Origin of the sequence: Reyranella sp. (assembly GCF_017305915.1) — a bacterium.
GTDB lineage: Bacteria > Pseudomonadota > Alphaproteobacteria > Reyranellales > Reyranellaceae > Reyranella.
Genome location: NZ_JAFKJN010000012.1, coordinates 1 through 26,262, shown reverse-complemented (window position 1 = coordinate 26,262; position 26,262 = coordinate 1). Strand labels below are relative to the sequence as shown.

The following is a 26,262-nucleotide window of genomic DNA, read 5'->3' as shown; positions in this document are numbered from 1 at the left end:
AGGAAGACAGGAAGAATCATGGCTCTCAACATCAAGGATCGCGAGACTGAAGAGGTCGTCCGGCGTCTTGCCCAGCGCACGGGCCTGTCCATTACCGAGGCGGTCAAGCAGGCGGCGGCCGACAAGCTTCGGCGCATGGACGCCGACTATGCCGAGACGGTCGCGCGCCTGACGCCCGAGCAGCTCGTGAAGCTGCGCAAGCTCGAGGAGATCGGCAAGCGCGCGGCGGCGTTGCCGGTCCATGACGACCGACCGGCCGATGAAATTCTCGGATACGACGAGCGCGGCATCTGGAAGTGATCGTCGTCGATAGCTCGGCGATCATCGCCATCCTGTTGGACGAGCCGGACGCCGCCGCATTCCGTGGCGTCTTGGCATCGGCGAGCGATGCGCACATTTCTGCCGTCACCAGCTATGAGATCCGAACGGTTGCCTTTTCTCGCGGGCGCGAGCGTCTGCTCGAGGAATATGAACTGCTCTTCGCGGCGGCAAGTCTGACGATCGCCGCGTTCGACGCGCAGCAGTCGCTGCTCGCATTCGAAGGTTTTCGTCGTTGGGGAAAGGGTATCCATCCCGCCGGCTTGAACTTCGGCGACTGCGCCGCGTACGCGTTGGCAAAAAGTCTGGATGCGCCGCTACTGTTCAAGGGAGAGGATTTTGCGCGCACCGACGTGCGGCGCGCTCTCAGCAGTCCTACTTCTTCTCGTCGAACTTGAGCGCGGCGCCGTTCATGCAGTAGCGCTGGCCGGTCGGGCGCGGGCCGTCGGGGAAGACGTGGCCGAGATGGCCGCCGCACCTGGCGCACGTCACCTCGGTGCGGACCATGCCGTGGCTGGAGTCGCTCGACGTCTCGACCGCGTCGTCCTTGGGCGCCCAGAACGAGGGCCAGCCCGAGCCGCTCTCGTACTTTGTGCTGGAATCGAACAGCGGCTCGCCGCAGCCGGCGCAGCGGAAGACGCCGGCGCGCTTCTCGTTGTTCAGCGGGCTGGTGAAGGGCCGCTCGGTGCCGTGGTTGCGCAGGACGTGGTGCTGCAGCGGATCGAGCTCCTTCTGCCACTCTGCGTCGGATTTCCGGATCTTGTCGCTCATGATGGCCTCCGAGATGGCGATGATCGCCGCTCAGACAAGGGACCGCAACTCGCTGGCCGCGACCGACAGCATGGCCAGATCGATCGGGCCCGCGGTCGCCAGCTCTTCCTTCAGGCGGTCGACCCGCTCGAGCGCCAGCGGCCGGCCCTCGCCCCAGCGCTGCAGCATGGTTTCCGTGTCGCCCTTCGTCCGCAGCACCGAGTTCAGGAGATCGGCGCGCAGTCCCGCCAGCTCGTCGTGCATGGCGACGGCCGCCTGGGCCGGCCACTGGCCCTCGCGCGGCAGCTTGTGCGCGGCCGCCTCCAGCCGCGCCAGCGCCAGCCGCTCGCCCAGCCGGTAGTAGAGCCGCGCCGCCTCCTCGATCGAGCAGCCGTTGGCCTTGGCCGCCAGCATCAGGTCGCCGGCCGAGGCCAAGGCCTCCAGCGCCGAGGCCCGGCGCGCGACGTCCGGCGGCGCGCCCAGCATCTCGAAGGCGGCGGCGCGCTCGTCGAGCGCCGCGCTCTCCGCCTCGCCGATCAGCGACGTCGGCAGGTCGCCGAGCGCGGCGACGGCGGCGCGGAGCTGCTCGGTCGCGGCCAGGGTATCGATGGGCTGCGGCAGGCGGCGCTGGGTCCATTGCACGGTGCGCAGTAGGAAGCGCTGCGAGGCGACCAGCATGCGGATCTGCGCCTCGGCCTTGAGCGTCGAATCGAGCGCCTCGATCTCGGCCCACAGCTCGCGCAGCTTCCAGGCGTCGCGCACCACGGCGAAGGCCCGCGCGATCGTCGCGGCATTGGCGCCGGTGCGCTGGCCGACGGTGCGCACGAAGGTCGGGCCGCAGCGATTGACCAGCGAGTTCACGACCTGCAGCGTCGCGATCTCGCGGCGCAGCCGGTGCGCGCGGATCTGCTGGTCGAAGCGCTGGTGCAGGGTGGTCGGGAAATAGCGCACCAGCTCGCCTTCCAGCAGCGGATCGTCGGGCAGGTCGGAGTCGAGGATCTCGTCGGTGAGGTCGATCTTGGCGTAGGCCAGCAGCACCGACAGCTCGGGCCGGGTCAGGTACTGCTTGTTGTTGCCGCGCGTGCGCATTGCGATGGTGTCGGGCAGGTACTCGACAGCTCGATCGAGTCGGCCTTGCCGTTCCAAGGCGCGCATGAAGCGCTCGAGCCGGTCGTGCTCCTCGGCCGCCTGCTCCTCGGCGACGCTGATCGCCTGGCTTTGCTGGTAGTTGTGGCGCAGCACCAGGGCGGCGACCTCCTCGGTCATGGCGAACAAGAGCGGATCGCGGTCGGCGACCTTGCCGATCGCGATCTTGATGTTGACCTCGTGGTCGGACGTATCGACGCCCGCGGAATTGTCGAGCGCGTCGGTATTGATCTTGCGCCCTGCCAGAGCGGCCTCGACGCGGCCGCGCTGGGTGAAGCCGAGATTGGCGCCCTCGCCGATCACCTTGGCGCGCAGGTCGGGCGCATCGATGCGCACGGCGTCGCTGGCGCGGTCGCCCGCGTCGGCGTTGCTCTCGCTCGACGCCTTCACATAGGTCCCGATGCCGCCGAAATAGAGCAGGTCGGCCGGCGCCTTGAGGATGGCGCGCATCAGGTCGACCGGCGTCAGCGACGGCTGGTCGAGATCGAGCGCCCGCCGCGCCTCTTCCGACAGCGCGATCGACTTGGCGCCGCGGTCGAACACGCCGCCGCCCGCCGAGATCAGGCTCTTGTCGTAGTCCATCCACGACGAGCGCGGCAGGTCGAACAGCCGCTGGCGCTCGGCCCACGAGACGGCCGGATCGGGCGCGGGATCGATGAAGATGTGGCGATGGTCGAAGGCGGCCAGCAGCTTGGTCTCCTTGCTGAGCAGCATGCCGTTGCCGAACACGTCGCCCGACATGTCGCCGACGCCGACCGCGGTGAAGGGCGTGCGCTGGATGTCGGTGCCCAATTCGCGGAAATGCCGCTTCACCGATTCCCACGCGCCGCGGGCGGTGATGCCCATCTTCTTGTGGTCGTAGCCGGCCGAGCCGCCCGAGGCGAAGGCGTCGTCCAGCCAGAAGCCGTACTCGCGCGCCAAGGCGTTGGCGATGTCGGAGAAGGTGGCGGTTCCCTTGTCGGCCGCGACCACGAGATAAGGGTCGTCCGGATCGTGACGCACGCAGTCGGCCGGCACGACCTTACCGTCGTCGCCGATATTGTCGGTGATGTCGAGCAAGCCGCGGATCAGGGTCTGGTAGCAGGCGATGCCCTCGGCCTGGACCTGCTCGCGCGTGCCGCCGAGCGGCGGGCGCTTCACATAGAAGCCGCCCTTGGAGCCGGTCGGCACGATCACCGCGTTCTTCACGATCTGGGTCTTCATCAGGCCCAGGATCTCGGTGCGGAAGTCCTCGCGCCGGTCGGACCAGCGGATGCCGCCGCGCGCCACCCGGCCGCCGCGCAGATGGATGCCCTCCATACGCGGGCTGTAGACGAAGATCTCGAACAGCGGCCGCGGCGCCGGCAATTCGTCGATGGCGCGGCTGTCGACCTTGAAGGAGATCCACTCCCTCTCCTGCCAGTAATTGGTGCGCAGGCTGCAGCGCACCGCGTTGAGGAACCGCCGCAGGATGCGATCCTCGTCGAGCGTCGCCACGCTTTCCAGCGCCTCGGTCAACGTCTGCTCGACCCGCTCCAGCGCGGCCTGCCGTCCCGCGCCCAGCGCCGGATCGAAGCGCGCCTTGAACAGCTCGACCGTGCCGCGGGCGATCGCCGGGTAGGCGACCAGCGCGCGCTCCATGTAGTCCTGGCTGAACGGGATGCCGGCCTGGCGCAGGTACTTGGCGTAGCCACGCAGCAGCGCGACCTCGCGCCAGGCGAGCCCAGCCTTCAGCACCAGCTTGTTCAGCCCATCATTCTCGAGCGTGCCGGCCCACAGATGCTCCAGCGTCTCGACGAAGCGCGGCCCGGCCTCGCCCAGGTCGACCGGCGACTTGTCGGCGGTCTCGACCCGCAGCACCTGCAGCGCCACGCCCTCGCTGCCCTTCTCTGTGCCCTGGGCCTGGAGCTGGAACGGCGCCTCGCTCAGCACCCTCAGGCCGAGATTCTCGGCGAGCGGCAGGATGTCGCTGAGCGCGATCGGCTTCTTCGGATGGAACAGCCGCACCGTGAATCGATGGGGCGGCATGCCGGTGCGCCGGCCCAGACGCACGCCGAAATCGCGGCCCTCCAGCGTCCGCTGCAAGAGCGGGATGTCCTCGACCGCCTGCGACGTCTCGACGACATCGCGATAGACCGGCGGGAACCACGCCCGCCAGCGACGCGCCCGCTGCCGCCCTTCGGCTTCGCCGAACCGGGTCTCGAGCGCGGTGCGCAGCCGGTCGCTCCACGAGGTCGCGGCATCGGCGAGCGCGCGTTCCAGCGCGGCGATGTCGGGTGTCGGGCTGTCGGGGGCGTCGAGCTTCAGGGTGTAGAGCGCCTGGGCGAGCGCCGAATCGGTGCTGCCTGAGCCGGCGATCGACGTCACCGTACCGTGCCAGGCTTCCTGCAGCAGGTCGCGGAAGCGGTCGTTCAGGACGGCGTCGAAGCGCTCGCGCGGCGCGAACACCAGGCAGCTCGCGAAGCGGCCGACCGGATCGCGGCGCACGAACAGCGCGACGCGATGGCGCTCCTGAAGCTGCAGGATGCCGAGCGCGTGCTCGTACAGCGTGTTGGTGTCGATCTGGAACAGCTCGTCGCGCGGATAGGAATCGAGGATGGCGAGCAGCGCCTTGCCGTCGTGGCCGTTGGGATCGAGGCCGGCTCGCACCAGCACCGATTCGACGCGGCCGCGCAGCAGCGGCACTTCCAGCGCCGGGGCGTGATAGGCGCCCGAGGTGAAGAGGCCCGCGAAGCGGCGCTCGCCGGTGACCCGGCCGTCGGCGTCGTGGGTCTTGACGATGATGCAGTCCATCGCGCCGCGGCGATGGACCAGCGCCTCGCGGTCGGTCTTGACGATCAGCAGCGGCTCGGGGCCGCGGGCGAAGCGCGACATCGCCTCGCCGCCGCCCAGCCCGGCGTCGAACAGGCGGACCTCGTCGCGCCGCAGGTTGCCCAGCGCCGAGCCCGGGATGACCTCGTAGCGCAGGCCGCCGGGGACGCTCGAATCCTCGAGGTAGCGGTAGCGGCGATGGCCGAGGAAGGTGAAGTGGCTGTCCTCGAGCCAGCGCAGGAACTCCTGCTCCTCGATCGCGTGCCCTCCTCTTGCAAGAAGGGGTTTGAGATCCTCGACGGCGTCGAGCGCGGCCTGGCGCATCGTCCGCCAGTCGCTCACCGCGAGCCGCACCTCGGCCAGCACGCGGCCGAGCGCCGCCGCCGTTTCGTCGAGCTGCGCGGGCTCGGCCTGGCGATCGATCTCGATGGACATCATCGATTCGGCGTGGCCGCCCTGGTTGCCTGGGCCATTGGGCTCGACCTGCAGCAGGTCGCCATCGACGTCGCGCCGCACGGTCATCACCGGATGGGCGAGCAGGTGGACGCCGAGCTCGCGGCGGCCGAGCTCGTTGGTGATCGAATCGACCAGGAACGGCATGTCGTCATTGACGATCTGCACGATGGTGTGCCGGCTCTCGAAGCCGTGCTCGGCGAGGCTCGGGTTGAACACCCGCACCTTGGCGACCGTGGGCAGCCGGCGGCGGGCGAAGGCGAGCAGGGACAGGGCGGCTCCGGCGCGCTGCTCGGCGGTAGCGCCGGCCAGGTCCTGGTCGGCGACGCGTTCATAGAGGCGGCGGGCGAAGGCTTGCGCTTCCTCCGTACCGGCCGCGGCGCCGATCGCCTCCAGCCCATGAGCCCGCGTCGCCAGCGATGTCGTCATGGTCCTGTCCTTCCTGCGCAGCCCCCAAAAGATGGTAGCGCCGGGTATGACAATCTGACGACGAAAGAAGTGCCCTCCGGACGGGCGGTTTGGGGGAGTCCTCCGACGCGGGTCGGCCGAATCGCTGCTGATTCCGTCTGACGGCGCGGAATCCTGCGGGAAAGCGCGTTTTGTTCTCCATCCATGCTGCAATGCGAAGGTCTCTGCAGGGTTCGAAAAACAAAATTTCAAACCCGGATTTTTCGTTGAAGAACAATCTATTAGTAGTGGTTTCTTCAGATTCACAAGTGGGGCATAAATTTGGCAATGACAGCACCGCCGCCCTGCGTATCATCAAGGGATAGCGGGGCTGACCGAACCGGCCCCTACATCTAGGCATCTTCCACAACCTGTCTTATCCACAGGTGTGGACAAGAAGAAAAAGGGAGCCGCAAGTGTTTGATGTTGTTCAAGTTCGAAGCGGTGCGCGCGTTGTTACCGAACCCTCCCGGGACGACCGCCTGACGGCCTTCGGCAAGGCCACCCTCGCCGACCGGTATTTGATGCCGGGCGAATCCTACCAGGACATGTTTGCGCGGGTCGCGTCGGCTTATGCCGATGACGATGCGCATGCCCAGCGGCTCTACGATTACATCTCCAATCTGTGGTTCATGCCGGCGACGCCTGTTCTGTCGAACGGCGGCACGCAGCGCGGCCTGCCGATCTCCTGCTTCCTCAACGAGGCCAACGATTCGCTCGAAGGCATCGTCGGCCTGTGGAACGAGAATGTCTGGCTGGCGGCGCGCGGCGGCGGCATCGGCTCCTACTGGGGCAACCTGCGCTCGATCGGCGAAAAGGTCGGCATGAACGGCAAGACCTCCGGTGTCGTGCCCTTCATCCGCGTCATGGACTCGCTGACCTTGGCGATCTCCCAGGGCTCGCTGCGCCGCGGCTCGGCGGCGGTCTACCTGCCGGTCAACCATCCCGAGATCGAGGAGTTCATCGAGATCCGCCGGCCGACCGGCGGCGACCCCAACCGCAAGGCGCTGAACCTGCACCACGGGCTGCTGATCTCCGACGCCTTCATGCGCGCGGTCGAGAACGACGAGGAATGGGCGCTGCTGTCGCCCAAGGACAAGACGGTGCAGCGCAAGATCTCGGCGCGCTCGCTGTGGATCCGCATCCTGACGGCGCGCATCGAGACCGGCGAGCCGTACCTGATCTTCGTCGATCACGTGAACAAGGCGCGGCCCGAGCACCACAAGCTCGCCGGCCTCGAGATCAAGACCTCGAACCTGTGCAGCGAGATCACGCTGCCGACCGGCGTCGACCGCGACGGCAAGCAGCGCACCGCGGTGTGCTGCCTCAGCTCGCTCAATCTCGAGAGCTATCTCGAATGGCACGAGCATCCGACCTTCATCGAGGACGTGATGCGCTTCCTCGACAACGTGCTGCAGGGCTTCATCGATACCGCCGGCACCGACTTCGCCAAGGCGACCTACGCGGCGATGCGCGAGCGCTCGGTCGGCCTCGGCGTGATGGGCTTCCACTCCTTCCTGCAGCAGAACAACATCCCGATCGAAGCGGTGATGGCGAAGGTGTGGAACAAGAAGATGTTCAAGCACATCCGCAGCCAGTGCGACGCCGCCTCCAAGGCGCTCGCCAAGGAGCGCGGCGCGTGCCCGGATGCCGCCGACTTCGGCATCGAGGAGCGCTTCAGCCACAAGCTCGCGATCGCGCCGACCGCGTCGATCTCGATCATCTGCGGCGGCGCCTCGCCCGGCATCGAGCCGTCGGCGGCCAACGTCTACAATCACAAGACGCTGTCGGGCAGCCACGTCGTGCGCAACCCGTACCTCGAGAAGGTGCTGGCGCAGAAGGGCAAGAACGACGAGGACACCTGGACCTCGATCATGACCGACAAGGGCTCGGTGCAGCATCTCGACTGCCTCGACGACCACGAGAAGGCGGTGTTCAAGACCGCGTTCGAGATCGACCAGCGCTGGCTGGTCGAGCATGCGGCCGACCGCACGCCCTACATCTGCCAGAGCCAGTCGCTCAACCTCTTCTTGCCGGCCGACGTGCACAAGCGCGACCTGCACCAGATCCATATGATGGCGTGGAAGCGCGGCGTGAAGACGCTCTACTACTGCCGCTCGCTCTCCATCCAGCGCGCCGACGTGGTGTCCAACGACGCCGTCGTCTCGCCGCTCGGCGACCAGGCTCTTTCAGCCCCCCCGTTGTCTCCTGGCCTCGACGCCCCCGCGACGCCCCTGCCGGTCGGCACGCCGACCGGCGGGGCCAACAACAACGACTACGAGGAGTGTCTGAGCTGTCAGTGAGCTCACGGGGGGCAGGCTGATGTCGGACATGCCACGCACCTTGTCACCCGCCGGCGATGTCGCGCTGGGCTCGACCGATCGGATCGGTTCGTTCCTGCACCGGCTGATTGCCGCCTGGCTCAGGCCGGCCGCCGAGACGGCGCGGCTGTCGAGCCGGTCGCTCGCCTTCGAGGTCCAGCCGCTCGGCACGCGGCTGACCCTGCCGGGCGCGCTCTACGCCTTCGCCTATCGCCACGGCCGCGGCTGGCGCGTGCTCTATGTCGGCGCGCAGGCGCAGCACAAGATCGGCACGGCGATCGGCTACGGCGCGACCCACGTCCTGGTGCGGCGGGGGGCGGTGGCCGACGAGGCCTGGCTGATCGAGGCGCTCAAGCCGCCGTTGAACGAAGGCTGGCGCTGAGATGCCGAAGCCGGCCGCCGTGTCATCCCGAGCGTAGCGAGGGATCTATGCTGACCCACATAGATCCCTCGCTACGCTCGGGATGACATGGGATGTCCCCGAAATCCACGTAGTCAGCCCATACCCATCCCGCCCCGCCGCGAGTAGCTAGAAGCCATGTCCCTCCTCGACGCCAAGCCGATCTACAAGCCGTTCCACTATCCCTGGGCCTACGATGCGTGGCTGACGCAGCAGCGCATCCACTGGCTGCCGGAGGAGGTGCCGCTGGCCGACGACGTCAAGGACTGGCGCAACAAGCTCTCCGACAGCGAGCGCCACCTGCTGACGCAGATCTTCCGCTTCTTCACCCAGGCCGACGTCGAGGTGAACAACTGCTACATGCGGCACTACAGCCGCGTCTTCAAGCCGACCGAGGTGCAGATGATGCTGGCCGCCTTCTCCGCCATGGAGACGGTGCACGTCGCGGCCTACAGCCACCTGCTCGACACGATCGGCATGCCCGAGACCGAGTACTCGGCCTTCCTCACCGTCAAGGAGATGAAGGACAAGTACGACTACATGCAGGAGTTCAACGTCTCCTCGAAGGCCGACATCGCCAAGACGCTGGCGGTGTTCGGCGCCTTCACCGAGGGCCTGCAGCTCTTCGCCTCGTTCGCGATGCTGATGAACTTCCCGCGCTTCAACAAGATGAAGGGCATGGGCCAGATCGTGTCGTGGTCGGTGCGCGACGAGACGCTGCACTGCAACTCGATCGTCAAGCTGTTCCGCACCTTCGTGCAGGAGAACCCGGAGATCTGGACCGAGCCGCTGCAGCGCGAGATCTACGTCGCCTGCTCGACCATCGTCGACCACGAGGACGCCTTCATCGACCTCGCCTTCGAGCTCGGCGGCATCGAGGGCATGACCGCGACCGACGTGAAGCGCTACATCCGCTTCATCGCCGACCGCCGCCTTATCCAGCTCGGCCTGCAGCCGATCTACGCCAAGGACGCGAAGAACCCGCTGCCCTGGATGGACCAGATGCTGAACGCCGTCGAGCACACCAACTTCTTCGAGAACCGCTCGACCGAATACTCCAAGGCCTCGACGCGGGGGTCGTGGGAAGAGGCGTTCAGCTAGCACTCGCCGTCCGAAGCCGGTGATCCGCAAACCGGGTCGGATGTCATCGCGGCGATGACCGCGTTCGCCGCTGATCTCGAAGCCCATACAGCAGGCTTCGAGCCGGCCACATAGCTCAATGCGGTTTCGATTCCTGTACGCTCCGCGATCCAGTCGCCGAGTTCGAGCAAGTCGCGGCGCGCCTCCGACGCGAACGCGACGGTGCGCCGTTTCAACGACGACTCTTGCGCTTCGTGTATCGAGCGCGTGCCTCCGCAAAGACGGATTTGGCCGGAAGGGCACGCTTGGGGTTCGCCTTCATCGCGTCATAGACAGGAGCGACCTCTTCGATCAGCCACCGTTCGGCGGCCGCGTTTCTCTCCTGCAAGGCATGCAGGCCGTCGCGGACGACTTCGGAGCCGGAGGCATACGCGCCGGCCTCGACCTTGGAGTCGGCGGTCTGCTCGGCCGGCAGACTGAACGTACGCTTGGTGGCCTTGGGCATGATGTTCTCGCGGTATGAAGGCAATCATATCGGACCGCCCAGATACATTGCCAGCATTGCCCGTGGCGTCGGATTCGCCTAAGCGAAAGGCCATGATTCGGCGGGCCGTTTTCCTGCTGGCGATGGTGTTGGGTCCCGCCGCTGAGGCCGGGGTGACGAGCCACGCGGTGTCCTACGAGGTCAAGCTGCCGGCCGATGCCGAGAAGGGCGTCTACGCCGAAGGGACGGGCACCTACAGCCTGACGAAGAGCTGCCAGGGCTGGACCCTGGGCGAGGTCTACCAGTTCGGTATCGACAAGAGCCCGGGCGCTTCCAAGCAGCTCGGCGACAAGGCCGACCGGATCGAGGAACGGCTGACCGCGACCGAGCCGCTCGACGGCGCGCAGCTCGCCTACCAGGCGCGCACGCGGCTGAACGCGCGCAACACGTCGGCCACGATCAAGGCGACGATCGGCCCTGACGGCGGCAGGCTGCGCGCCGATCTCGGCACCTACAAGCAGACCAGCGACCTGCCGGCCGGCACCCTGCCGCCGGCCGCGGCGCGGGCCGCGCTGGTCGATGCGCTGCTCGCCAACCAGCCCGACCCGATCGAGATCAAGACCGTCGAGATGCTGCGCTTCCACAAGCCGATCGTGGAGCGCTTCCAGCGCCTGCCGCCGGAGCAGGGGATCCCGACCGCTCTCCCGAAGGACCTCAAGACCTCCGACAAGGACTTCGCCAAGGGCCGCGTCTTCGCGGTGCGCCGCCGGGTCGGCGACTTCAACGAGTTCGGCGACGAGTTCTGGCTGCTGCACGAATCGGGCGCGATCCTGCGCCGGCTGATCAAGCGGCAGAATGTCGGCCTGCTGCTCGAGGCCCGCGAGGTCACCCTGTTCCCGGCGCCGAAGTGCGACTGAGGAGATGATATCAATGCTATCACTGATATCATTGATATCGGGGGGTGGCGGGATTTCCGGACGAATCGCCTGAAACCCAAGCGGGCCGGCGTTTTGTTCGTCCGGCGAGTCCGGAATACGGGACCGGACTCGGGGCGGACGGTGTCAGCGCGCGAGCTGCGCCTTGGCCCGTTCGAAGGCGACCAGGCGCTCGGCGAATTTGCCCTTGGCCGGGCCGGCCCGGGCGGCGATCGCGGGCATCGGCAGGCTCTCGAAGAAGTGGCAGGCGACGCGATGACCCGGCTTGGCCTCGCGCAGCTTGGGCTCCTCGGTCTTGCAGCGCGCTTGCGCGTGCGCGCAGCGGGTGTGGAAGCGGCAGCCCGAGGGCGGCATGAACGGGCTCGGCACGTCGCCTGTCAGCACGATGCGCTCGACACAGGCCGAGGGATCGGGCCGCGGGATCGCCGACAGCAGGGCCTGGGTGTAGGGGTGCAAGGGCCGGGCGTAGAGCGTCTTCTTGTCGGCGATCTCGACCAGCTTGCCGAGATACATCACCGCCACGCGGTCGCTGATGTGCTTCACCACCGCGAGATCGTGGGCGATGAACAGGTAGGAGAGGCCGAAGCGCTGTTGCAGGTTCTGCAGGAGGTTGACGATCTGCGCCTGGATCGAGACGTCGAGCGCCGACACCGGCTCGTCGCACACGATCAGGTCGGGATTGACCGCGAGCGCGCGGGCGATGCCGATGCGCTGGCGCTGGCCGCCGGAGAACTGGTGCGGGTAGCGACGGGCATGCTCGGGCAGCAGGCCCACGACCTCGAGCAGCTCGCTGACCCGCCGGCGCCGCGAGACCTCGTCGCCGATCGCGTGCACGTTCAGCGGCTCGGCCAGGATCTCGCCCACCGTCATGCGCGGATTGAGCGAGGCGTAGGGGTCCTGGAAGATGATCTGCATGTGGCGGCGCAGGCGGCGCAGCGCGCCCTTGTCGAGGGTCGCGATCTCTTCGCCCTTGAAGCGCACCGAGCCCGCGGTCGGGTCCATCAGGCGCAGGACCAGCCGGCCGGTCGTCGACTTGCCGCAGCCCGATTCGCCCACCAGGGCGAGCGTCTCGCCGCGGCCGATCTCGAAGCTCACATCTTCGACCGCGCGCACCAGCCCGACCAGCTTGCGACGCACCACGCCGCGCGTGACCGGGAAATGCTTGACCAGGCCGTCGACCTGGAGGACGGGCGCATCGGTCATGGCGCGAGCTCCAACTCCACGGGTGCCTTCCAGCAGGCGACCCGGTGGTCGGGGCCGATGTCGCGCAACGGCGGCGGCGACTGGGCGCAGCGCGCGTCGGCGAACGGGCAGCGCGGCGAGAAGCGGCAGCCGGCGGGCAGGCGGTCGGCGCCGGGCACCGTGCCCTCGATGGTCGACAGCCGCTCGCGGTCGACGTCGAGCCGTGGGATCGAGCCGAGCAGGCCGATCGTGTAGGGGTGCTGCGGATCGGCGAACAGCGCGCCCACCGGCCCGCTTTCGACGATCTTGCCGGCATACATCACGACCACGTCGTCGGCGACCTCGGCGATCACGCCGAGATCGTGGGTGATGATCAGGATCGCCATGCCGAGGCGGCGCTGCAGGTCCTGCAGCAGTTCGAGGATCTGCGCCTGGATGGTGACGTCGAGCGCCGTGGTCGGCTCGTCGGCGATCAGCAGCGTCGGCTCGCAGGAGAGCGCCATGGCGATCATCACGCGCTGGCGCATGCCGCCCGAGAGCCGGTGCGGGAAATCGTCGAAGCGCGCCGCCGCCGAGGGGATGCGCACCAGCTCCAGCATCTCGATCGCCCGAGCCCGCGCCTCGGCGGGCGAGAGCCGGGTGTGGGCCAGGATGCCCTCGACGATCTGCGCGCCGATCGTGTGGACCGGGTTGAGCGAGGTCATCGGCTCCTGGAAGATCATCGACATCTTGCCGCCGCGCAGGCGCCGGCGCTCGTCGGCCGAGAGGCCGAGCAGGTCGCGGCCGTCGAAGCGGATCGCCTCGCCCTCGACCGTGCCGGGCGCGGCGACCAGGCCCATCACCGAGAGCGAGGTCACGCTCTTGCCGCAGCCCGATTCGCCGACCAGGCCGACGGTGCGGCCGCGGCCGACGGTGAGGTCGATGCCGTCGACCGCCTTGAACAGGCCGCGGTCGGTGCGGAAGTGCGTGCGGAGACCGCGGACCTCGAGCAGCGCGTCCATCAGAAGGAGTAGTCCAGGCCCTTGTAGAAGGTGTTCTGGTAGAGCATGTGCGGCCGCACGCCCTTCAGCTTCTTGTTGCTGGTGACGTACATGCCGACGTTCATCACCGGCATCCAGAGATGCTCCGACGTCACCCGCTCCTGGGCGAGGCCGTAGTATTTGGCGCGGTCGGCCTCGCCCAGCGCCGCCTTGCCCTTGTGCAGCAGCTCGTCGGTCTGCGGGTCGTTCCAGTTCATGCGGTTGGGCGCCGGCATGTTGCGCGAGTCGAAGTAGAAGTTGAGCAGGTCGCCGGCCGACATGTAGGGGAAGGTGACGGTCCACAGCTCGTAGTCCTGCTTGGCCATCTCGGCCGGCGCGATGGTCGAATCGAAGCCGACGATCTTCCAGTCGACGCCGATCTTGCGCATGTAGCCCTGGATCGCCTCGGAGATGCGGGGGAACAGGCCGACCTGGGTGAACAGCACGCGCGGCGCCAGCTTCACCCCGTCCTTCTCGCGGATGCCGTCGGCGCCGACCTTCCAGCCGGCCTCGTCGAGCAGCTTCCTGGCCCGCTCGACGTCCTCCTTGATCATGCCCTTGGTCCCGGCGGCGAAGTCGAGCGCCTTGTCGTCGATGTAGGTGTAGGCGGGCTCGGCGTTGCCCAGCGCGATGCCCTTGACGATCTCGGCGCGGTTGATGGCGATGTTCATCGCCTCGCGCACCCGCTTGTCGGCGACCATCGGGCGGTTGGACTTGTAGCCGTAGTACAGGAGCTGGAAGTTGGGCTTGGCCTCCTGCACGGTCAGCATCGGCGCCGCCTTGACCTGCTGCAGGAACTGCAACGGCATCTGGTGGGTGACGTCGAACTGGCCGGCCATCATGGCGGCGAGGCGGCTCGAATCCTCGGGCACGATCTTGATCGACAGCTTCTCGAACTTCACCGGGCCCTTGTTCTGGTACAGCGACGGGCCCCATTTGTAGGCGTCGTGGCGCTTCAGCACGATCTCGGTGCGCGGCTGCCAGCTGTCGAAGCACCACGGGCCGGTGCCGTCGATCGCCTTGACGCCGTAGTCCTTGCCCAGCGCCTCGACGCTCTCCTTGTTGTGGATCGCGGTGGTGAACATGGTGAGGTTGAGCAGCAGGTCGGAGAACGGCTCCTTGAGCTCGTACTCGACGGTGTAGGGGTCGAGGCTGCGGATATCCTCGAGCTCGCCGGCGCGCCAGGCGAGCGGCGCCTTGAGCTCGGGGCTGACCAGCCGCTTGAAGGAGTAGACGACATCGTCGGCGGTGAACTTCTTGCCGCTGCAGAAGCTCACGTCGTCGCGCAGCTTGAAGGTGTAGAGCTTGCCGTCGGGGCTGACGGTCCACGACTTGGCGAGGTAGGGGACGGCGGTCTTGCCGTCCCAGTCCATCGCCACCAGCGTGTCCTGGATCATGTTGACGATGTCGGACGACGGCGACCAGGTCGTGCGCGCGCCGTCATAGTGCGGCGCATCGAGCGACTTCATCATGCGCAGGGTCTGCGCCTCGGCTGTGGCTCCCAACGCACAGGCGCCAAGCAACGCGACCGCACTCCGTACAACTCGCAACATGGTCGTTCTCCCGGTCAGAAGGAGGCGTCCAGCCCCTTGTAGAAAGTGTTCTGGTAGATCATGTGCGGGCGCATGCCCTTCAGCTTCTTGTTCGAGACCTCGTACATGGCGATGTTGAGCACCGGCATCCACAGATGCTCTGTCATCACCTTCTGCTGCACCTGGGCGTAAAAGCGCGTGCGCTCCTCGGCGGTCAGCGCGGCACGGCCCTGCTTCAGCCACTGGTCGGTCTCGGCGTCCTTCCAGTTCATGCGGTTGGGCGTCGGGATGTTCGCCGAGTCGAAGTAGATGTTCATCAGGTCGCCGGCCGAGAGATACGGCACGGTGACCGACCAGATCTCGTAGTCCTGCTCGGCCATCTTCACCGGCGCGATGGTCGAGTCCCAGGGCTGCAGCTTCCAGTCGACGCCGACCTTGCGCAGGTAACCCTGGATCGCCTCGGCGACGCGGGCGGAGTTGGCGTTGGCCGTGTAGTAGACCTTGGGCGCCAGCTTCACGCCGTCCTTCTCGCGGATGCCGTCGGCGCCGGGCTTCCAGCCGGCCTCGTCGAGCAGCTTCTTGGCCCGCTCGGGGTCCTGCTTGACGATGCCGGCGGTCTTCGGGTCGTGGTCTTGCGCCCCGGGGTCGACGATGGTGAAAGCTGCTTCGGCGTTGCCCAGCAGGATGCTCTTGGCGATGGCGGCGCGGTCGATGGCGATGCTCATCGCCTCGCGCACCCGCTTGTCGGCGACCATCGGCCGGGTCGTCTTGAAGCCGAAATAGAGGAGCTGGAAGTTGGGCTTGGCCTCGTTGACGGTCAGCATCGGCGCGGTCTTGGCCTGGGCGATGAACTGCGTCGGGAACTGGTGGGTGGTGTCGAACTGCCCGGCCATCATCGCCGCGACGCGGCTCGAGTCCTTCGGCACGATCTTGATCACCAGCTTCTCGAACTTCACCGGGCCCTTGTTCTGGTACATCGAGGGGCCCCAGCGGTAGGCGTCGTGGCGCTTCAGCGTGATGTGCGTGCGCGGCTGCCAGGACTCCAGGCACCACGGCCCGGTGCCGTCGGCGCCCTTGACGCCGTAGTCCTTGCCCAGCGCCTCGACATTGTCCTTGTTGAGGATGGCGTTGGTGAACATGGTGAGCTGCAGCAGCAGCTCGGAGAACGGCTCGGCCAGCTCGTACGCGACGGTGTAGGGATCGGCGGCCCGCACATCCTTGAGGGTGCCGGCGCGCCAGGCGAAGGGGCCCTTGATCTCCGGGCTCTTCAGCCGCTTGAAGGTGAAGACCACGTCCTCGGCGGTCAGCTTCTTGCCGCTGCAGAAGGTGACGTCGTCGCGCAGCTTGAAGGTGTAGAGCTTGCCGTCGGGGCTGACCGTCCACGACTTGGCGAGATAGGGGATCGGCGTCTTGCCGTCCCAGTCGAGCGCCACCAGCGTGTCCTGGATCATGTTGACGATGTCGGAGGTCGGACCCCAGGTCGTGCGCTGCGCATCGTAGTGCGGCGCGTCGACGCCCTTCATCATGTTGAGGGTCTGTGCCGTTGCGGACGTGGCGATACCCAAGGCGAACGCGGCACCCAACAAGGCTTTGATCATTGCTGCAGCCTCGGATCGAGGACGTCGCGCAGCGCGTCGCCCAGAAGGTTGGCCGCCAGCACGATGACGAAGATCGCAAGACTCGGGATCGTCGCGATGTGCGGCGCCATGAACAGGAAGTCGCGGCCTTGCGCGGCCATCATGCCGAGCTCGGCGGTCGGCGGCTGCGCGCCCATGCCGAGGAAGCCCAGCGCCGAGCCGATCAGGATGATCTGGCCGAAGCGCAAGGTCAGGAACACGAAGATGGTCGAGATGCAGTTGAGCGTCAGGTAGCGCCAGATCAGCGTCGAGTCCGAGACGCCGACTGCGCGGCCGGCCTCGATGAATTCCTGGCCCATCACGCCGACCGCAGCGCCGCGGGCGACGCGGGCCACGTCGGGCACCGTCGCCACCACCAGCGCGATCACCACGGCGGTGAGGCCGGCGCCGAAGATCGCCGCGACCGCGAGGCCGATCAGGATCGCGGGGAACGCCAGCATGATGTCGACCAGCCGCATGATCCAGCCGTCGAGCCTCGGGTAGAACGCCGCCAGGATGCCGAGCACGCCGCCCAGCAGGCCGCCGACGATCACGCCGATCAGGCCCAGCATCAGCGTGCTGCGCGTGCCGTAGAGGACGCGGCTCAGGATGTCGCGGCCGGTATTGTCGGTGCCGAACCAGTTGGTCTCGTTCGGCGGCTGCATCACCTTGGTGAGGTCGGTGAAGTAGGGATCGTACGGCGCGATCAGCGGTGCTGCGATCGCGGCCAGCACGATCAGGGTCAGCGCGATCGCGGCGATGGCGGCGACCTTGTCGCGCATCAGCCGGCGCAGCACGCCGGCGCGGCCGGCCGGTGCGGGGGCTTGCGCGGTGCCGAGGGCTTCGACGCTCATGACCGCTGCGCCCTCATGTTCGTTGAACTCGGGGATCCAGATAGACGTAGAGCACGTCGACCAGCAGGTTGATCAGCAGGAAGGCCAGCGCGAGGATCATGATCGCGCCCTGCGCCGTCGGGAAATCGCTCGACACGATGGCGCCGACCGCGAGCCGCCCGACGCCCGGCCAGGAGAACATGGTCTCGGTGACGACCGCGCCGCCCAGCAGGAACGCCGCCTGCAGGCCGATCAGGGTCACCACCGGGATCAGCGCGTTACGCAGCGCGTGATGGACGATCACCACCGTCTCGCGCAGGCCCTTGGCGCGGGCGGTGCGCACGAAGTCGGCACCCAGCACCTCGAGCACGGCGGTGCGGGTCAGCCGCGAGATCGGGCCGATCAGCACCGCGCCCAGCGTGACCGCCGGCAGGATCAGGCTGGGCAGGCCGCCGGCCCAGACCGGTCCGGTGCGTCCGGTGAAGGGCAGCAGCGCCCACTTGAAGCCGACATATTGGATCAGGATCAGGCCGATGAAGAACACCGGCATCGACACGCCGGCGACCGAGAAGGCCATGATGAGCCGGTCGGTCAGCCGGCCGCGATTGACGGCGGCCAGCGTCCCGAGCGCCAGCCCGACCGGCACGGCCATGATCATCGCCCCCAGCATCAGCTCGACGGTGGGACCGATGGTGAGGCCGAGCTCCTCGCTCACCATCTTGTTGGAGATGATCGAACGGCCGAGATCGCCGCGCAGCACCCGCAGGATATAGTCGAGGAACTGGATCGGGATCGGCCGGTCGAGGCCGAGCTCCAGGCGGATCGCCGCGATGGTGTCGGCCTTGGCATCGGGCCCGGCGATGATCATCGCCGGATCGGCCGGCACGACCTGCAGCAGGCAGAAGCACAGGAACAGCACCCCGAGCAGCGCGGGGAACGAGATCAACAGGCGATGGACAATCTGTCGTGCCATGCGCTGCCTCCGGACGAAGGTCGGCCAAGAGGTAGCGCGCGAGCAATGGCTGCCCGCGTCCCAGCGTTACTCCCTAGCCGGCCGCGCTTCGTCCGACGTGCGCGGCATTTCGTTATGTGTGAAGTGTGGCACGCGCCGAACGGCCCGTCACGCGCAACCGCCGACCGCTCTCCGAAACGTGCGGCTACGCCCAGCCGCCGGCATGCGGCAGGACGTGGCCGGTGATGAAGCCGGCGCCGTCCGAGCACAGGAAACAGATGGCGGCGCCGAGCTCGGCACTCTTGCCCAGGCGCCCGAGTGGGATCTGCGCCGTCATCTTGGCCATCGCTTCGGCGTTGGCGAGGAGCTGCGGCGGGAAGTAGTCGGGGTTCTCGACATAGTTCGAGCCGACCGCGTTGACGGTGATGCCGTCGCGCCCGAGCTCCTTGGCGAGCGACGAGACCAGCCCGTTGGCCGCCGCGCGGGCGGCGACATAGGGCGCGTAGTTGGCGAGGCCGCGCAAGGGCGCCGCCGACGACACGAACACGATGCGGCCCGACTTGCGCTGGCGCATCGACGGCGCCACCAGCTGCGTGAGCCGCAAGGGCTGCACCGCCATTGCCTCGAGGGCGGACCGGAAGTCCTCCATGCGCGCCTCGGCGAGCGGCGCGCGCAGGGCGGGGAAGGCGTCGTTGTTCACCAGCGCGTCGATGTGGCCATGGCGCTTCAGGGCCAGCTCGACCAGCGCCGCGGGCTCGACGGCGGAGAGCGCATGGGCGCCGGGGTAGTGGCTTTCGTACTTGCGCCGTGCACTCGGCTCCTGGAACGAGGGATCGTGCGCCAGGACGGTCGCCCCCTGCGCCAAAGCGACCTCCGTCGTGCCGTGGCCGGCGAACTTTTCGACGTTGGTGATCAGAATCACCCGGTCTTTCAGCAGCATGGCGATTCCTTTAGGTTGGTTCCATGACAGAGCCCGCCGACGATCCAGCCGATCGGGCATCCTTCGGCTATCGCGACGTACCCGCAAGCGAGAAAGCGGGCATGGTCGCGCGCGTCTTCGAATCGGTGGCGCCGCGCTACGACCTGATGAACGACCTGATGTCCGGCGGCGTGCACCGGCTCTGGAAGAATGCGCTGATCGACGTGCTCGCCCCGCGCAGGAACGAGAAGTTCCTCGACGTGGCCGGCGGCACCGGCGACATCGCCTTCCGCATCGCCCGACGGGTGGAAAACGCCGACATCACGATCTGCGACATCAACCCGGCGATGCTCGAGGTCGGCCGCGACCGTGCCGCCGACAAAGGTCTGCTGCGCGGCCTGACCTGGACGACCGGCGATGCCGAAACCCTGCCGTTCCCGGATCGTTCGTTCGACGCCTACACCATCGCTTTCGGCCTGCGTAACGTCACCGACATCGACAAGGCGCTGCGCGAGGCCTATCGCGTGCTGAAGCCTGGCGGCCGCTACCTCTGCCTCGAGTTCAGCAAGGTGACCTCGGCGCCGGTCGGCAAGATCTACGACGCCTACTCGGAGCGTGCCCTGCCGCTGCTCGGCCGGCTGGTGGCGCAGGATGCCGAGTCCTACCGCTATCTGCACGAAAGCATCCGCCGCTTCCCATCGCAGCGCGACCTGGCGCGGCGCATGCGCGAGTCGGGCTTCGAGCGCGTGGCCTGGCGCAACATGACGCTCGGCGTCGTCGCCCTGCATTCGGGTTGGCGGATCTAGGCATGCTGCGCGCCCTTCGGAACAGCTGGCGCCTGTTGCGCGTGGCGCTGAGCTTCGCGCGCCACGACGCGCTGTTCCCGCTCGAAACCCTCGGCATCGCGCCGGCGCTGATCGCCTGGGCGCGGCTCTTCGCCTGGCGGCGCGACGGGCGGCGGCCGGGCGAGCGGCTGGCGGCGGCGCTGCAGGAGATGGGCCCGAGCTTCATCAAGCTCGGCCAGGCCCTGTCGACGCGAGCCGACCTGTTGAGCGAGGAGGTCGCGGCCGATCTCGCCAGGCTGCAGGATCATCTGCCGGCGTTTCCCGGCGCCGAGGCGCGGCGCACCATCGAGATGCAGCTCGGCAAGCCGATCGACGCGCTGTTCGCGAGTTTCGACGACACGCCGATCGCCGCCGCCTCGATCGCGCAGGTGCATTTCGCGATCACCACCGATGGCCGGCCGGTCGCGGTCAAGGTCCTGCGGCCCGGCATCGAGGCGGCGTTCGCGCGCGATCTCGACCTCTTCTACTGGATCGCCGAGCTGGTCGAGCGCACCCAGCCACGCTTCCGCCGCCTGCGGCCGGTCGAATCGGTCAAGGCCTTCGCCGACGTGGTGCGGGTCGAGATGGACCTCCGCATGGAGGCTGCGGCGGCGCAGGAGCTGGGCGAGAATTTCCGCGACGATCCCAGCTATCGTACGCCCGAGATCGACTGGGACCGCACGGCGCAGCGGGTGATGACCCAGGAGCAGGTCGACGGCATCCCGATCGGCGACCGCGAGGCGATCCTCGCCGCTGGCCATGACCCCGACGCCATCATGCGCAAGAGTGCCGAGGCCTTCTTCTACCAGGTATTCCGCGACGGCTTCTTCCACGCCGACATGCATGGCGGCAACGCCTTCGTCGACCGCCAGGGCCGCATCGTGCCGGTCGATTTCGGCATCATGGGCCGGGTCGATCACGACACCCGCGGCTATCTCGCCGAGCTGCTGGTCGCCTTCCTGCGGCGCGACTATCGCGCGGTGGCCGAGGTGCAGTTCCGGGCGGGTTACGTGCCGGCCGACCAGTCGCTCGAGATGTTCGCCCAGGCCTGCCGCTCGATCGGCGAGCCGATCTTCGGCAAGCCGAGCCACGAGATCTCGATCGCGAAGCTGCTGGCGCACCTGCTGCGCGTCACCGAGCAGTTCGAGATGACGGTGCAGCCGCAGCTTCTGCTTCTGCAGAAAACCATGCTGATGGCCGAGGGGATGGGCACGCGGCTCAATCCCAGGGTCAATATCTGGGAGCTGGCGCAGCCCCTGATCGAGGACTGGATGCGCGGCCATTTCGGCCCGCGCGCCACGATCCAGCGCGGCGTCGAGGACCTGATGCAGGGCCTGCGCCGCGTGCCCCGACTGATCGACAGCCTGCACCTGATCGCCGAGCGCGAGCGCCACCAGGCCGAGCGTGAGGCGGCTCCGCGCCCGCCCGAGCCGGGCCGCTCCTGGCTGCGGCCGGGCTTCGCCGAGATCGTCGCCGTCCTCGCCCTGATCGCCGCCATCGTCGCCTGGTGGCACTAAGGGCCGCCAAGGCGCCCCCGTCGTCCCGACTCGCGCGGGGTAACCCCCGCGCTTTAGCGAAGCGGAGTGGAGGGACCTGTTCATCGCGGCGCCGAAGGCATGAACAGGTCCCTCGGCTTCGCTCGGGACGACGCTTAGTCGATCTCGCCGCTCAAATCCCGCCACTCACGATTCGACCGATTGATCAGGACGAGCTTCTTCTCGCGCCGCCAGTTCTTCAGCTGCTTTTCCGCGCAATTGCATCAGAGGCCGTGTCATGGGGCTCGAAGTAGACCAGCTGGTGAATATGGTACCGCGCGGTATGCTCTACGAGCCCTCGTCGATGCTCCTCGATCCGACGGACCAGGTTGGTCGTGACGCCGATATACAACGCACGGCGATTCTCGCTGCACAGGATGTAGACGGTCGGATTGCGATCCATCGACGCGACCATACCCGGATTTGCCGTTGGCGAGGCCCTATGAACAGGTCCCTCCACTCCGGGCCTTCGGCCCTCCGGTCGGGACGACGGTGTATGCTTGCTGCCGGTGTGCTAGGCTCAAGGTCATGCTCAAGGGCAAGCGTATCCTGCTGGTCGTCGCGGGCGGCATCGCGGCCTTCAAGTCGCAGGAATTGATCCGCCTCCTGCGCAAGCACGAGGCGTCGGTGCGCTGCGTGCTGACCGAGGCCGGCGCGAAGTTCGTGACGCCGCTGTCGCTGCAGGCGCTGACCGAGGACAAGGTCTACAGCGACATGTTCTCGCTGACCGACGAAAGCGAGATGGGCCATATCCAGCTCTCGCGCGATGCCGACCTGCTGGTCGTGGCGCCGGCGACCGCCAACATCCTGGGCCGCATGGCGGCAGGCCTGGCCGACGATCTCGCCACCACCGTGCTGCTCGCCACCGACAAGCCGGTGCTCGCGGCGCCGGCGATGAACGTGCGCATGTGGACGCACGCCGCCACCGTCGCCAACGTCGAGACGCTGCGCCAGCGCGGCATCCATTTCGTCGGGCCCAACGACGGCGTGATGGCCTGCAACGAATACGGCCCCGGCCGCATGTCGGAGCCGGCGGAGATCGTTGCGGCGATCGAATCGCTGCTCTCGGCCGAGAAGCCGCCCCTCGAGAAACCGCCCCTCGAAAAGCCGATGGCCGGCAAGCGCGCCCTGGTGACCTCGGGTCCGACGCGCGAGGCGATCGATCCGGTGCGCTACATTTCCAATCATTCCTCGGGCAAGCAGGGCCACGCCATCGCCGCGGCGCTGGCGCAGCTCGGCGCCGAGGTCACGCTGGTCAGCGGGCCGGTCAACGTGCCCGATCCGGCCGGCGTGAAGGTGGTGAAGATCGAATCGGCGGACCAGATGCTCGATGCCTGCCTCGCGGCGGGCAAAGTCGATGTCGCGGTCTGCGCTGCCGCCGTCGCCGACTGGAAGATGGCCGTGCCTGCTGGGTCCAAGCTCAAGAAGAAGCCCGGTGCCGCGCCGCCGGCGCTGGAGCTGACGCCCAATCCCGACATCCTGGCGGCGCTCAGCAAGCCCGGCGCGAAGCGACCGACCCTGGTCGTGGGCTTCGCCGCCGAGACCGAGAACGTGGTCGCCAACGCCGTCGAGAAGCGGACCCGGAAGGGCTGCGACTGGATCGTCGCCAACGACGTCTCGCCGGCCACGGGCACCTTCGGCGGCGAGCGCAACACCGTGCATCTGATCAGTGCGCAGGGCGTGCAGGATTGGCCGACCCTGTCCAAGGACCGGGTCGCCATGCAGCTCGCCGGCGCGATCGCGCTGCATCTGACCCGGCCGCGGCCTGCCGAGGCGGCAGAGTGACCGAAATCGTCGAAATACAGATCGTTCGCCTGCCCCACGGTCGCGATCTAAACCTCCCCGACTACGCCACCGCGGCGGCGGCCGGCGCCGATCTGCTGGCCGCCATCGAGGGCGAGATCGAGCTGAAACCCCTGGAGCGGAAGATCGTGCCCACCGGCATCGCGATCGCCCTGCCGGTGGGCTTCGAGGCCCAGGTCCGCCCGCGATCCGGGCTGGCCGCCAAGAATGGCATCACCGTTGCCAATGCACCGGGCACCGTCGATGCCGACTATCGCGGCGAAGTGGGCGTAATCCTCATCAATTTGAGCCAGGAGCCGTTCCGAATCAGCCGCGGCATGCGAATTGCACAGCTCGTCGTGGCGCGGCATGCCCGGGCCGTCTGGCAGGAGGTTTCGCAGCTCGACCAGACGGCGCGGGGCGCCGGCGGGTTCGGATCCACCGGTGTGAAAGCGGAGGCGCCGCAACGCAAGTGAGGGCTCAGAGGACCGGTCCATGCCTCGGCTCAGCAAGAAGACGATGTTCGCGATCGAAGCCGTGCTCGACGTGGCTTTTCACGTGGGCGAGCACCCGGTGCGCAGCGGTGACATCACCGAGCGCCAGCGCATTCCCAAGCGCTACCTCGAGCAGGTCCTGCAGCACCTGGTGCGCGCCGGCATCCTCGCCGGCAAGCGCGGCCCGCGCGGCGGCTATCGCCTGGGCCGCGACCGAAGTTTGATTTCCCTGGGCGAGGTGGTGCGGGTGGTGCGCAAGCTCGAGGCCGAGACCGAGCTCAACGACCTGTCGGTCGGCTCGCCGCTCGCCCACGAGATCGTCTGGCCGGCCTGGGAGAAGCTGCGCGAGGAGATGATGACGCAGCTCGACACCATCACCATCGAGGAGCTGTGCAAGCGCGCCCGCGCCAAGGGCCTCGACCGTCCGCCTGCGAAAGCGGCACAGCCAACGCCCGCTGCCGCCTGACGCTTTCTGATCTATGCTCCGCCGCTTTTTAATGGAGGAGCATGATGGCCAAGGCCAAAGCCGCAGCGAAGAAAGCCAAGCCCAACCCGCGCAACAAGAAGCTCTACGACGAGGGCATGAAGGTTCGCAAAGCCGTGCTCGGCGCGGCTTACGTCGACAACTCGCTGGCGGGCGCCGCCAACGACGACTTCATGATGTCCTTCCAGGACATCACCACCGAGTATTGCTGGGGCTATGCCTGGACGCGGCCGGGCCTCTCCAAGAAGACCCGCTCGATGCTGAATCTCGCCATGCTGGCGGCGCTCAATCGCGGCCCCGAGCTCAAGCTGCACGTCAACGGCGCGCTGAACAACGGCCTGACCAAGGAGGAGATCAAGGAGATCTTCCTGCAGGTCGCGATCTATTGCGGCATTCCGGCCAGCCTCGACGCCTTCAAGACCGCCAGCGGCGTCTTCAAGGAACGTGGCATCTGACGTCACCGTCCGCGCGGCGCGCCCCGGCGAAGCCGAGGCGCTGACCGCGCTCGCCGTGCGTTCCAAGGCGCACTGGGGATACGACGCCGAGTTCATGCGGCTGAGCCAGGCGTCGCTCACCGTGAGCGACGCCGACATCGCCTCCGGCCTCGTGCTGGTGGCCGAGCGGCAGGGGCTGCTGTTCGGCCTGGCAAAGGTCGAGCCCGACGGCGAGCTCGACATGATGTTCGTCGATCCGTTGGCGATGAACCGCGGCGTCGGCCGCCTCCTGTTCGAGGCGGCGGTGGCGCTGGCCCGCCGGATGGGCGCCCGGCGCATGGCGATCCTCGCCGATCCCAACGCCGCGCCGTTCTACGAACGGATGGGCGCGCGCTTCGTTTCGCAAGCGCCGTCCGACGCCATTCCCGGCCGCACCTTGCCGCTCTATGAATACGATCTCACCCGTTAAGGAAACGCCATGACCGCGCTCGCCCCACCCGCCACCATCGCCTTCATCGGCCTCGGCATGATGGGCCGGCCGATGGCGTCGCGGCTCGCCGGCGCGGGCTTCAAGCTGCGCGTGTTCGACCTGTCGCAGAAGGCCGTCTCCGATTTCGTCGGCGCCCATCCGACGGCGCTTGCGACGGCGTCGGCCAAGGCTGCGGCGCACGGCGCCAATGCGCTGATCGCCATGCTGCCCGACGGCAGGGCGGTGCGTGCTGCCGTGCTCGAAGGCCGCGACGCCGCGGCCGACGGCCTGGGCGCCGGCGCGCTGGTCATGGACATGAGCTCGTCCAACCCGGTCGACACCCAGAAGCTGGCGCGCGATCTCGCGGCGAAAGGCATGGCGCTGCTCGACGCGCCGGTTTCGGGCGGCGTGAAGCGCGCGGTCGACGGCTCGCTGTCGATCATGGTCGGGGGCGCCGCGGCCGATCTCGAGCGCGCCCGGCCGGTGTTCGGCGCCATGGGCAAGACCATCACCCTGTGCGGGCCTGCCGGTGCCGGCCATGCGCTGAAGGCGCTGAACAACTACCTGTCGGCGGCGGGCGTGGTGGCGATGTGCGAGGCGCTGATCGTCGGCGAGAATTTCGGCCTCGATCCCGGCACCATGGTCGATGTCTTCAACACCTCGACCGGCAAGAGCAACGCCACCGAGGTGAAAGGCCACCAGTTCGTCGTGCCGCGCAATTTCGCCGCCGGCTTCTCGATGGCGCTGATGGCCAAGGACCTGCGCACCGCGGGCGATGTCGCCTCGCACCTGAAGCTGCACGTGCCCAACCTCGAGCAGGCGGTCGCCTACTGGGCCGCTGCCGACGGCAAGCTCGGCAAGGGCGCCGACCATACCGAGATCTTCCGCTACGCCGAGATGCTGGCGGAAGAGGACTAGCCTGCATTTCTCACCGAGAGGTAGATTGGCAGGCGGCGCGAGAGCGGTATGCGGAGGTTGAGCAGGCGTGCCGAAGGCGTCTGTCGGAAGCTGGTTTTGGCCGTGCGCCGTTGGCCGCGGGATGGCGGTGCGGAGGGCAATCGCG

General features: G+C 67.7%; 26 protein-coding genes. 14 read left to right on the top strand and 12 right to left on the bottom strand.

The features are described from left to right. Positions 1-18: 18 nt before the first annotated feature. Both J0J01_RS10360 and J0J01_RS10355 read left to right on the top strand, forming a co-directional pair. Entirely contained in the window at positions 19-300 is a 282-nt protein-coding gene (locus tag J0J01_RS10360) for a type II toxin-antitoxin system VapB family antitoxin (protein ID WP_296380266.1), read from the top strand. Then, entirely contained in the window at positions 297-716 is a 420-nt protein-coding gene (locus J0J01_RS10355; RefSeq protein ID WP_296380264.1) for a type II toxin-antitoxin system VapC family toxin, read from the top strand. The genes J0J01_RS10360 and J0J01_RS10355 overlap by 4 nt, the downstream gene beginning before the upstream one ends. Here J0J01_RS10355 and msrB read toward each other — a convergent pair. Next, positions 694-1,089 carry a peptide-methionine (R)-S-oxide reductase MsrB gene (msrB, locus tag J0J01_RS10350; RefSeq protein ID WP_296380263.1) on the bottom strand — a complete coding sequence of 132 codons (396 nt, stop codon included), beginning with the start codon at positions 1,087-1,089 and terminating at the stop codon, positions 694-696. The genes J0J01_RS10355 and msrB overlap by 23 nt on opposite strands. A gap of 30 nt (positions 1,090-1,119) precedes the next feature. Continuing rightward, complete coding sequence (locus J0J01_RS10345) at positions 1,120-5,886, bottom strand: NAD-glutamate dehydrogenase domain-containing protein (RefSeq protein WP_296380261.1); 4,767 nt, start codon at positions 5,884-5,886, stop codon at positions 1,120-1,122. Between the two features lie 404 nt (positions 5,887-6,290). On the opposite strand from J0J01_RS10345, the gene J0J01_RS10340 reads away from it, so the two are divergent. The 3 genes from J0J01_RS10340 to J0J01_RS10330 all read left to right on the top strand — a co-directional run bounded on the left by J0J01_RS10340 (position 6,291) and on the right by J0J01_RS10330 (position 9,726). After that, complete coding sequence (locus tag J0J01_RS10340) at positions 6,291-8,207, top strand: ribonucleoside-diphosphate reductase subunit alpha (protein WP_365736585.1); 1,917 nt, start codon at positions 6,291-6,293, stop codon at positions 8,205-8,207. A 19-nt stretch (positions 8,208-8,226) separates the two neighbouring features. Continuing rightward, positions 8,227-8,607 (top strand): hypothetical protein, encoded by a 381-nt coding sequence (locus J0J01_RS10335; RefSeq protein WP_296380257.1) that lies wholly within the window; start codon positions 8,227-8,229, stop codon positions 8,605-8,607. Between the two features lie 156 nt (positions 8,608-8,763). Further along, entirely contained in the window at positions 8,764-9,726 is a 963-nt protein-coding gene (locus J0J01_RS10330) for a ribonucleotide-diphosphate reductase subunit beta (RefSeq protein WP_296380256.1), read from the top strand. On the opposite strand, the gene J0J01_RS10325 is transcribed toward J0J01_RS10330, so the two are convergent. Then, complete coding sequence (locus tag J0J01_RS10325) at positions 9,723-9,941, bottom strand: hypothetical protein (protein WP_296380254.1); 219 nt, start codon at positions 9,939-9,941, stop codon at positions 9,723-9,725. The two genes, J0J01_RS10330 and J0J01_RS10325, sit on opposite strands and share 4 nt — an antisense overlap. Continuing rightward, a complete protein-coding gene (locus J0J01_RS10320; protein ID WP_296380251.1) occupies positions 9,938-10,210 on the bottom strand; it encodes a type II toxin-antitoxin system ParD family antitoxin in 273 nt (90 codons plus the stop codon). The genes J0J01_RS10325 and J0J01_RS10320 overlap by 4 nt, the downstream gene beginning before the upstream one ends. Positions 10,211-10,302: 92 nt before the next feature. On the opposite strand from J0J01_RS10320, the gene J0J01_RS10315 reads away from it, so the two are divergent. After that, the gene (locus J0J01_RS10315; RefSeq protein ID WP_296380249.1) at positions 10,303-11,106 is read left to right on the top strand and encodes a DUF1849 family protein; all 804 of its coding nucleotides are present in this window, start codon (positions 10,303-10,305) and stop codon (positions 11,104-11,106) included. A 144-nt stretch (positions 11,107-11,250) separates the two neighbouring features. Here the strand turns inward: J0J01_RS10315 and J0J01_RS10310 are convergent, their stop codons facing one another. The 7 genes from J0J01_RS10310 to J0J01_RS10280 all read right to left on the bottom strand — a co-directional run bounded on the left by J0J01_RS10310 (position 11,251) and on the right by J0J01_RS10280 (position 19,198). Then, positions 11,251-12,327 (bottom strand): dipeptide ABC transporter ATP-binding protein, encoded by a 1,077-nt coding sequence (locus tag J0J01_RS10310; protein WP_296380247.1) that lies wholly within the window; start codon positions 12,325-12,327, stop codon positions 11,251-11,253. Then, the gene (locus J0J01_RS10305) at positions 12,324-13,307 is read right to left on the bottom strand and encodes an ABC transporter ATP-binding protein (protein WP_296380245.1); all 984 of its coding nucleotides are present in this window, start codon (positions 13,305-13,307) and stop codon (positions 12,324-12,326) included. The genes J0J01_RS10310 and J0J01_RS10305 overlap by 4 nt, the downstream gene beginning before the upstream one ends. Beyond that, entirely contained in the window at positions 13,307-14,878 is a 1,572-nt protein-coding gene (locus J0J01_RS10300; RefSeq protein ID WP_296380243.1) for an ABC transporter substrate-binding protein, read from the bottom strand. Before J0J01_RS10300 ends, J0J01_RS10305 begins: the two co-directional genes overlap by 1 nt. 14 nt (positions 14,879-14,892) lie before the next feature. After that, on the bottom strand, positions 14,893-16,455 hold the full coding sequence (locus J0J01_RS10295; RefSeq protein WP_296380241.1) for an ABC transporter substrate-binding protein: 1,563 nt from the start codon (positions 16,453-16,455) through the stop codon (positions 14,893-14,895). Next, entirely contained in the window at positions 16,452-17,327 is an 876-nt protein-coding gene (locus J0J01_RS10290) for an ABC transporter permease (protein ID WP_296380239.1), read from the bottom strand. Before J0J01_RS10290 ends, J0J01_RS10295 begins: the two co-directional genes overlap by 4 nt. Positions 17,328-17,340: 13 nt before the next feature. After that, positions 17,341-18,279 carry an ABC transporter permease gene (locus tag J0J01_RS10285; protein ID WP_296380238.1) on the bottom strand — a complete coding sequence of 313 codons (939 nt, stop codon included), beginning with the start codon at positions 18,277-18,279 and terminating at the stop codon, positions 17,341-17,343. A gap of 184 nt (positions 18,280-18,463) precedes the next feature. Then, positions 18,464-19,198, bottom strand: coding sequence for an SDR family oxidoreductase (locus J0J01_RS10280; RefSeq protein WP_296380236.1), 735 nt, complete (start codon positions 19,196-19,198; stop codon positions 18,464-18,466). A 23-nt stretch (positions 19,199-19,221) separates the two neighbouring features. On the opposite strand from J0J01_RS10280, the gene ubiE reads away from it, so the two are divergent. Both ubiE and ubiB read left to right on the top strand, forming a co-directional pair. Next, positions 19,222-19,983 (top strand): bifunctional demethylmenaquinone methyltransferase/2-methoxy-6-polyprenyl-1,4-benzoquinol methylase UbiE, encoded by a 762-nt coding sequence (gene ubiE / locus J0J01_RS10275; protein ID WP_296380234.1) that lies wholly within the window; start codon positions 19,222-19,224, stop codon positions 19,981-19,983. A gap of 2 nt (positions 19,984-19,985) precedes the next feature. Then, positions 19,986-21,518 (top strand): 2-polyprenylphenol 6-hydroxylase, encoded by a 1,533-nt coding sequence (ubiB, locus tag J0J01_RS10270; protein ID WP_296380232.1) that lies wholly within the window; start codon positions 19,986-19,988, stop codon positions 21,516-21,518. A 217-nt stretch (positions 21,519-21,735) separates the two neighbouring features. Here the strand turns inward: ubiB and J0J01_RS10265 are convergent, their stop codons facing one another. Next, positions 21,736-21,939: a GIY-YIG nuclease family protein gene (locus J0J01_RS10265; protein WP_365736574.1), complete on the bottom strand. Its 204-nt coding sequence runs from the start codon at positions 21,937-21,939 to the stop codon at positions 21,736-21,738. Positions 21,940-22,064: 125 nt separating this feature from the next. Here J0J01_RS10265 and coaBC point away from each other — a divergent pair, with 125 nt between their 5' ends. The 6 genes from coaBC to J0J01_RS10235 are packed head-to-tail and all read left to right on the top strand — an operon-like array spanning position 22,065 to position 26,117. Beyond that, positions 22,065-23,321 (top strand): bifunctional phosphopantothenoylcysteine decarboxylase/phosphopantothenate--cysteine ligase CoaBC, encoded by a 1,257-nt coding sequence (coaBC, locus tag J0J01_RS10260; protein ID WP_296380231.1) that lies wholly within the window; start codon positions 22,065-22,067, stop codon positions 23,319-23,321. After that, entirely contained in the window at positions 23,318-23,794 is a 477-nt protein-coding gene (gene dut / locus J0J01_RS10255; protein WP_296380229.1) for a dUTP diphosphatase, read from the top strand. The genes coaBC and dut overlap by 4 nt, the downstream gene beginning before the upstream one ends. A 19-nt stretch (positions 23,795-23,813) precedes the next feature. After that, a complete protein-coding gene (locus J0J01_RS10250) occupies positions 23,814-24,278 on the top strand; it encodes an Rrf2 family transcriptional regulator (protein ID WP_296380227.1) in 465 nt (154 codons plus the stop codon). A gap of 44 nt (positions 24,279-24,322) precedes the next feature. Next, positions 24,323-24,751, top strand: a complete 429-nt coding sequence (locus J0J01_RS10245) for a carboxymuconolactone decarboxylase family protein (protein ID WP_296380225.1) — start codon at positions 24,323-24,325, stop codon at positions 24,749-24,751. Beyond that, positions 24,741-25,199, top strand: a complete 459-nt coding sequence (locus tag J0J01_RS10240; protein WP_296380223.1) for a GNAT family N-acetyltransferase — start codon at positions 24,741-24,743, stop codon at positions 25,197-25,199. The genes J0J01_RS10245 and J0J01_RS10240 overlap by 11 nt, the downstream gene beginning before the upstream one ends. A gap of 9 nt (positions 25,200-25,208) precedes the next feature. After that, entirely contained in the window at positions 25,209-26,117 is a 909-nt protein-coding gene (locus tag J0J01_RS10235; protein ID WP_296380221.1) for an NAD(P)-dependent oxidoreductase, read from the top strand. Positions 26,118-26,262: the final 145 nt, after the last annotated feature.

What these genes read in the sequence shown, in the direction of transcription:
- J0J01_RS10360 (WP_296380266.1), top strand. Translation starts at nt 19, where the DNA reads ATGGCTCTCAACATCAAGGATCGCGAGACTGAAGAGGTCGTCCGGCGT.
- msrB (WP_296380263.1), bottom strand. Translation starts at nt 1,089, where the DNA reads ATGAGCGACAAGATCCGGAAATCCGACGCAGAGTGGCAGAAGGAGCTC.
- J0J01_RS10345 (WP_296380261.1), bottom strand. Translation starts at nt 5,886, where the DNA reads ATGACGACATCGCTGGCGACGCGGGCTCATGGGCTGGAGGCGATCGGC.
- J0J01_RS10335 (WP_296380257.1), top strand. Translation starts at nt 8,227, where the DNA reads ATGTCGGACATGCCACGCACCTTGTCACCCGCCGGCGATGTCGCGCTG.
- J0J01_RS10330 (WP_296380256.1), top strand. Translation starts at nt 8,764, where the DNA reads ATGTCCCTCCTCGACGCCAAGCCGATCTACAAGCCGTTCCACTATCCC.
- J0J01_RS10320 (WP_296380251.1), bottom strand. Translation starts at nt 10,210, where the DNA reads ATGCCCAAGGCCACCAAGCGTACGTTCAGTCTGCCGGCCGAGCAGACC.
- J0J01_RS10315 (WP_296380249.1), top strand. Translation starts at nt 10,303, where the DNA reads ATGATTCGGCGGGCCGTTTTCCTGCTGGCGATGGTGTTGGGTCCCGCC.
- J0J01_RS10310 (WP_296380247.1), bottom strand. Translation starts at nt 12,327, where the DNA reads ATGACCGATGCGCCCGTCCTCCAGGTCGACGGCCTGGTCAAGCATTTC.
- J0J01_RS10305 (WP_296380245.1), bottom strand. Translation starts at nt 13,307, where the DNA reads ATGGACGCGCTGCTCGAGGTCCGCGGTCTCCGCACGCACTTCCGCACC.
- J0J01_RS10300 (WP_296380243.1), bottom strand. Translation starts at nt 14,878, where the DNA reads ATGTTGCGAGTTGTACGGAGTGCGGTCGCGTTGCTTGGCGCCTGTGCG.
- J0J01_RS10295 (WP_296380241.1), bottom strand. Translation starts at nt 16,455, where the DNA reads ATGATCAAAGCCTTGTTGGGTGCCGCGTTCGCCTTGGGTATCGCCACG.
- J0J01_RS10290 (WP_296380239.1), bottom strand. Translation starts at nt 17,327, where the DNA reads ATGAGCGTCGAAGCCCTCGGCACCGCGCAAGCCCCCGCACCGGCCGGC.
- J0J01_RS10285 (WP_296380238.1), bottom strand. Translation starts at nt 18,279, where the DNA reads ATGGCACGACAGATTGTCCATCGCCTGTTGATCTCGTTCCCCGCGCTG.
- J0J01_RS10280 (WP_296380236.1), bottom strand. Translation starts at nt 19,198, where the DNA reads ATGCTGCTGAAAGACCGGGTGATTCTGATCACCAACGTCGAAAAGTTC.
- ubiE (WP_296380234.1), top strand. Translation starts at nt 19,222, where the DNA reads ATGACAGAGCCCGCCGACGATCCAGCCGATCGGGCATCCTTCGGCTAT.
- ubiB (WP_296380232.1), top strand. Translation starts at nt 19,986, where the DNA reads ATGCTGCGCGCCCTTCGGAACAGCTGGCGCCTGTTGCGCGTGGCGCTG.
- J0J01_RS10265 (WP_365736574.1), bottom strand. Translation starts at nt 21,939, where the DNA reads ATGGATCGCAATCCGACCGTCTACATCCTGTGCAGCGAGAATCGCCGT.
- coaBC (WP_296380231.1), top strand. Translation starts at nt 22,065, where the DNA reads ATGCTCAAGGGCAAGCGTATCCTGCTGGTCGTCGCGGGCGGCATCGCG.
- J0J01_RS10250 (WP_296380227.1), top strand. Translation starts at nt 23,814, where the DNA reads ATGCCTCGGCTCAGCAAGAAGACGATGTTCGCGATCGAAGCCGTGCTC.
- J0J01_RS10245 (WP_296380225.1), top strand. Translation starts at nt 24,323, where the DNA reads ATGGCCAAGGCCAAAGCCGCAGCGAAGAAAGCCAAGCCCAACCCGCGC.
- J0J01_RS10235 (WP_296380221.1), top strand. Translation starts at nt 25,209, where the DNA reads ATGACCGCGCTCGCCCCACCCGCCACCATCGCCTTCATCGGCCTCGGC.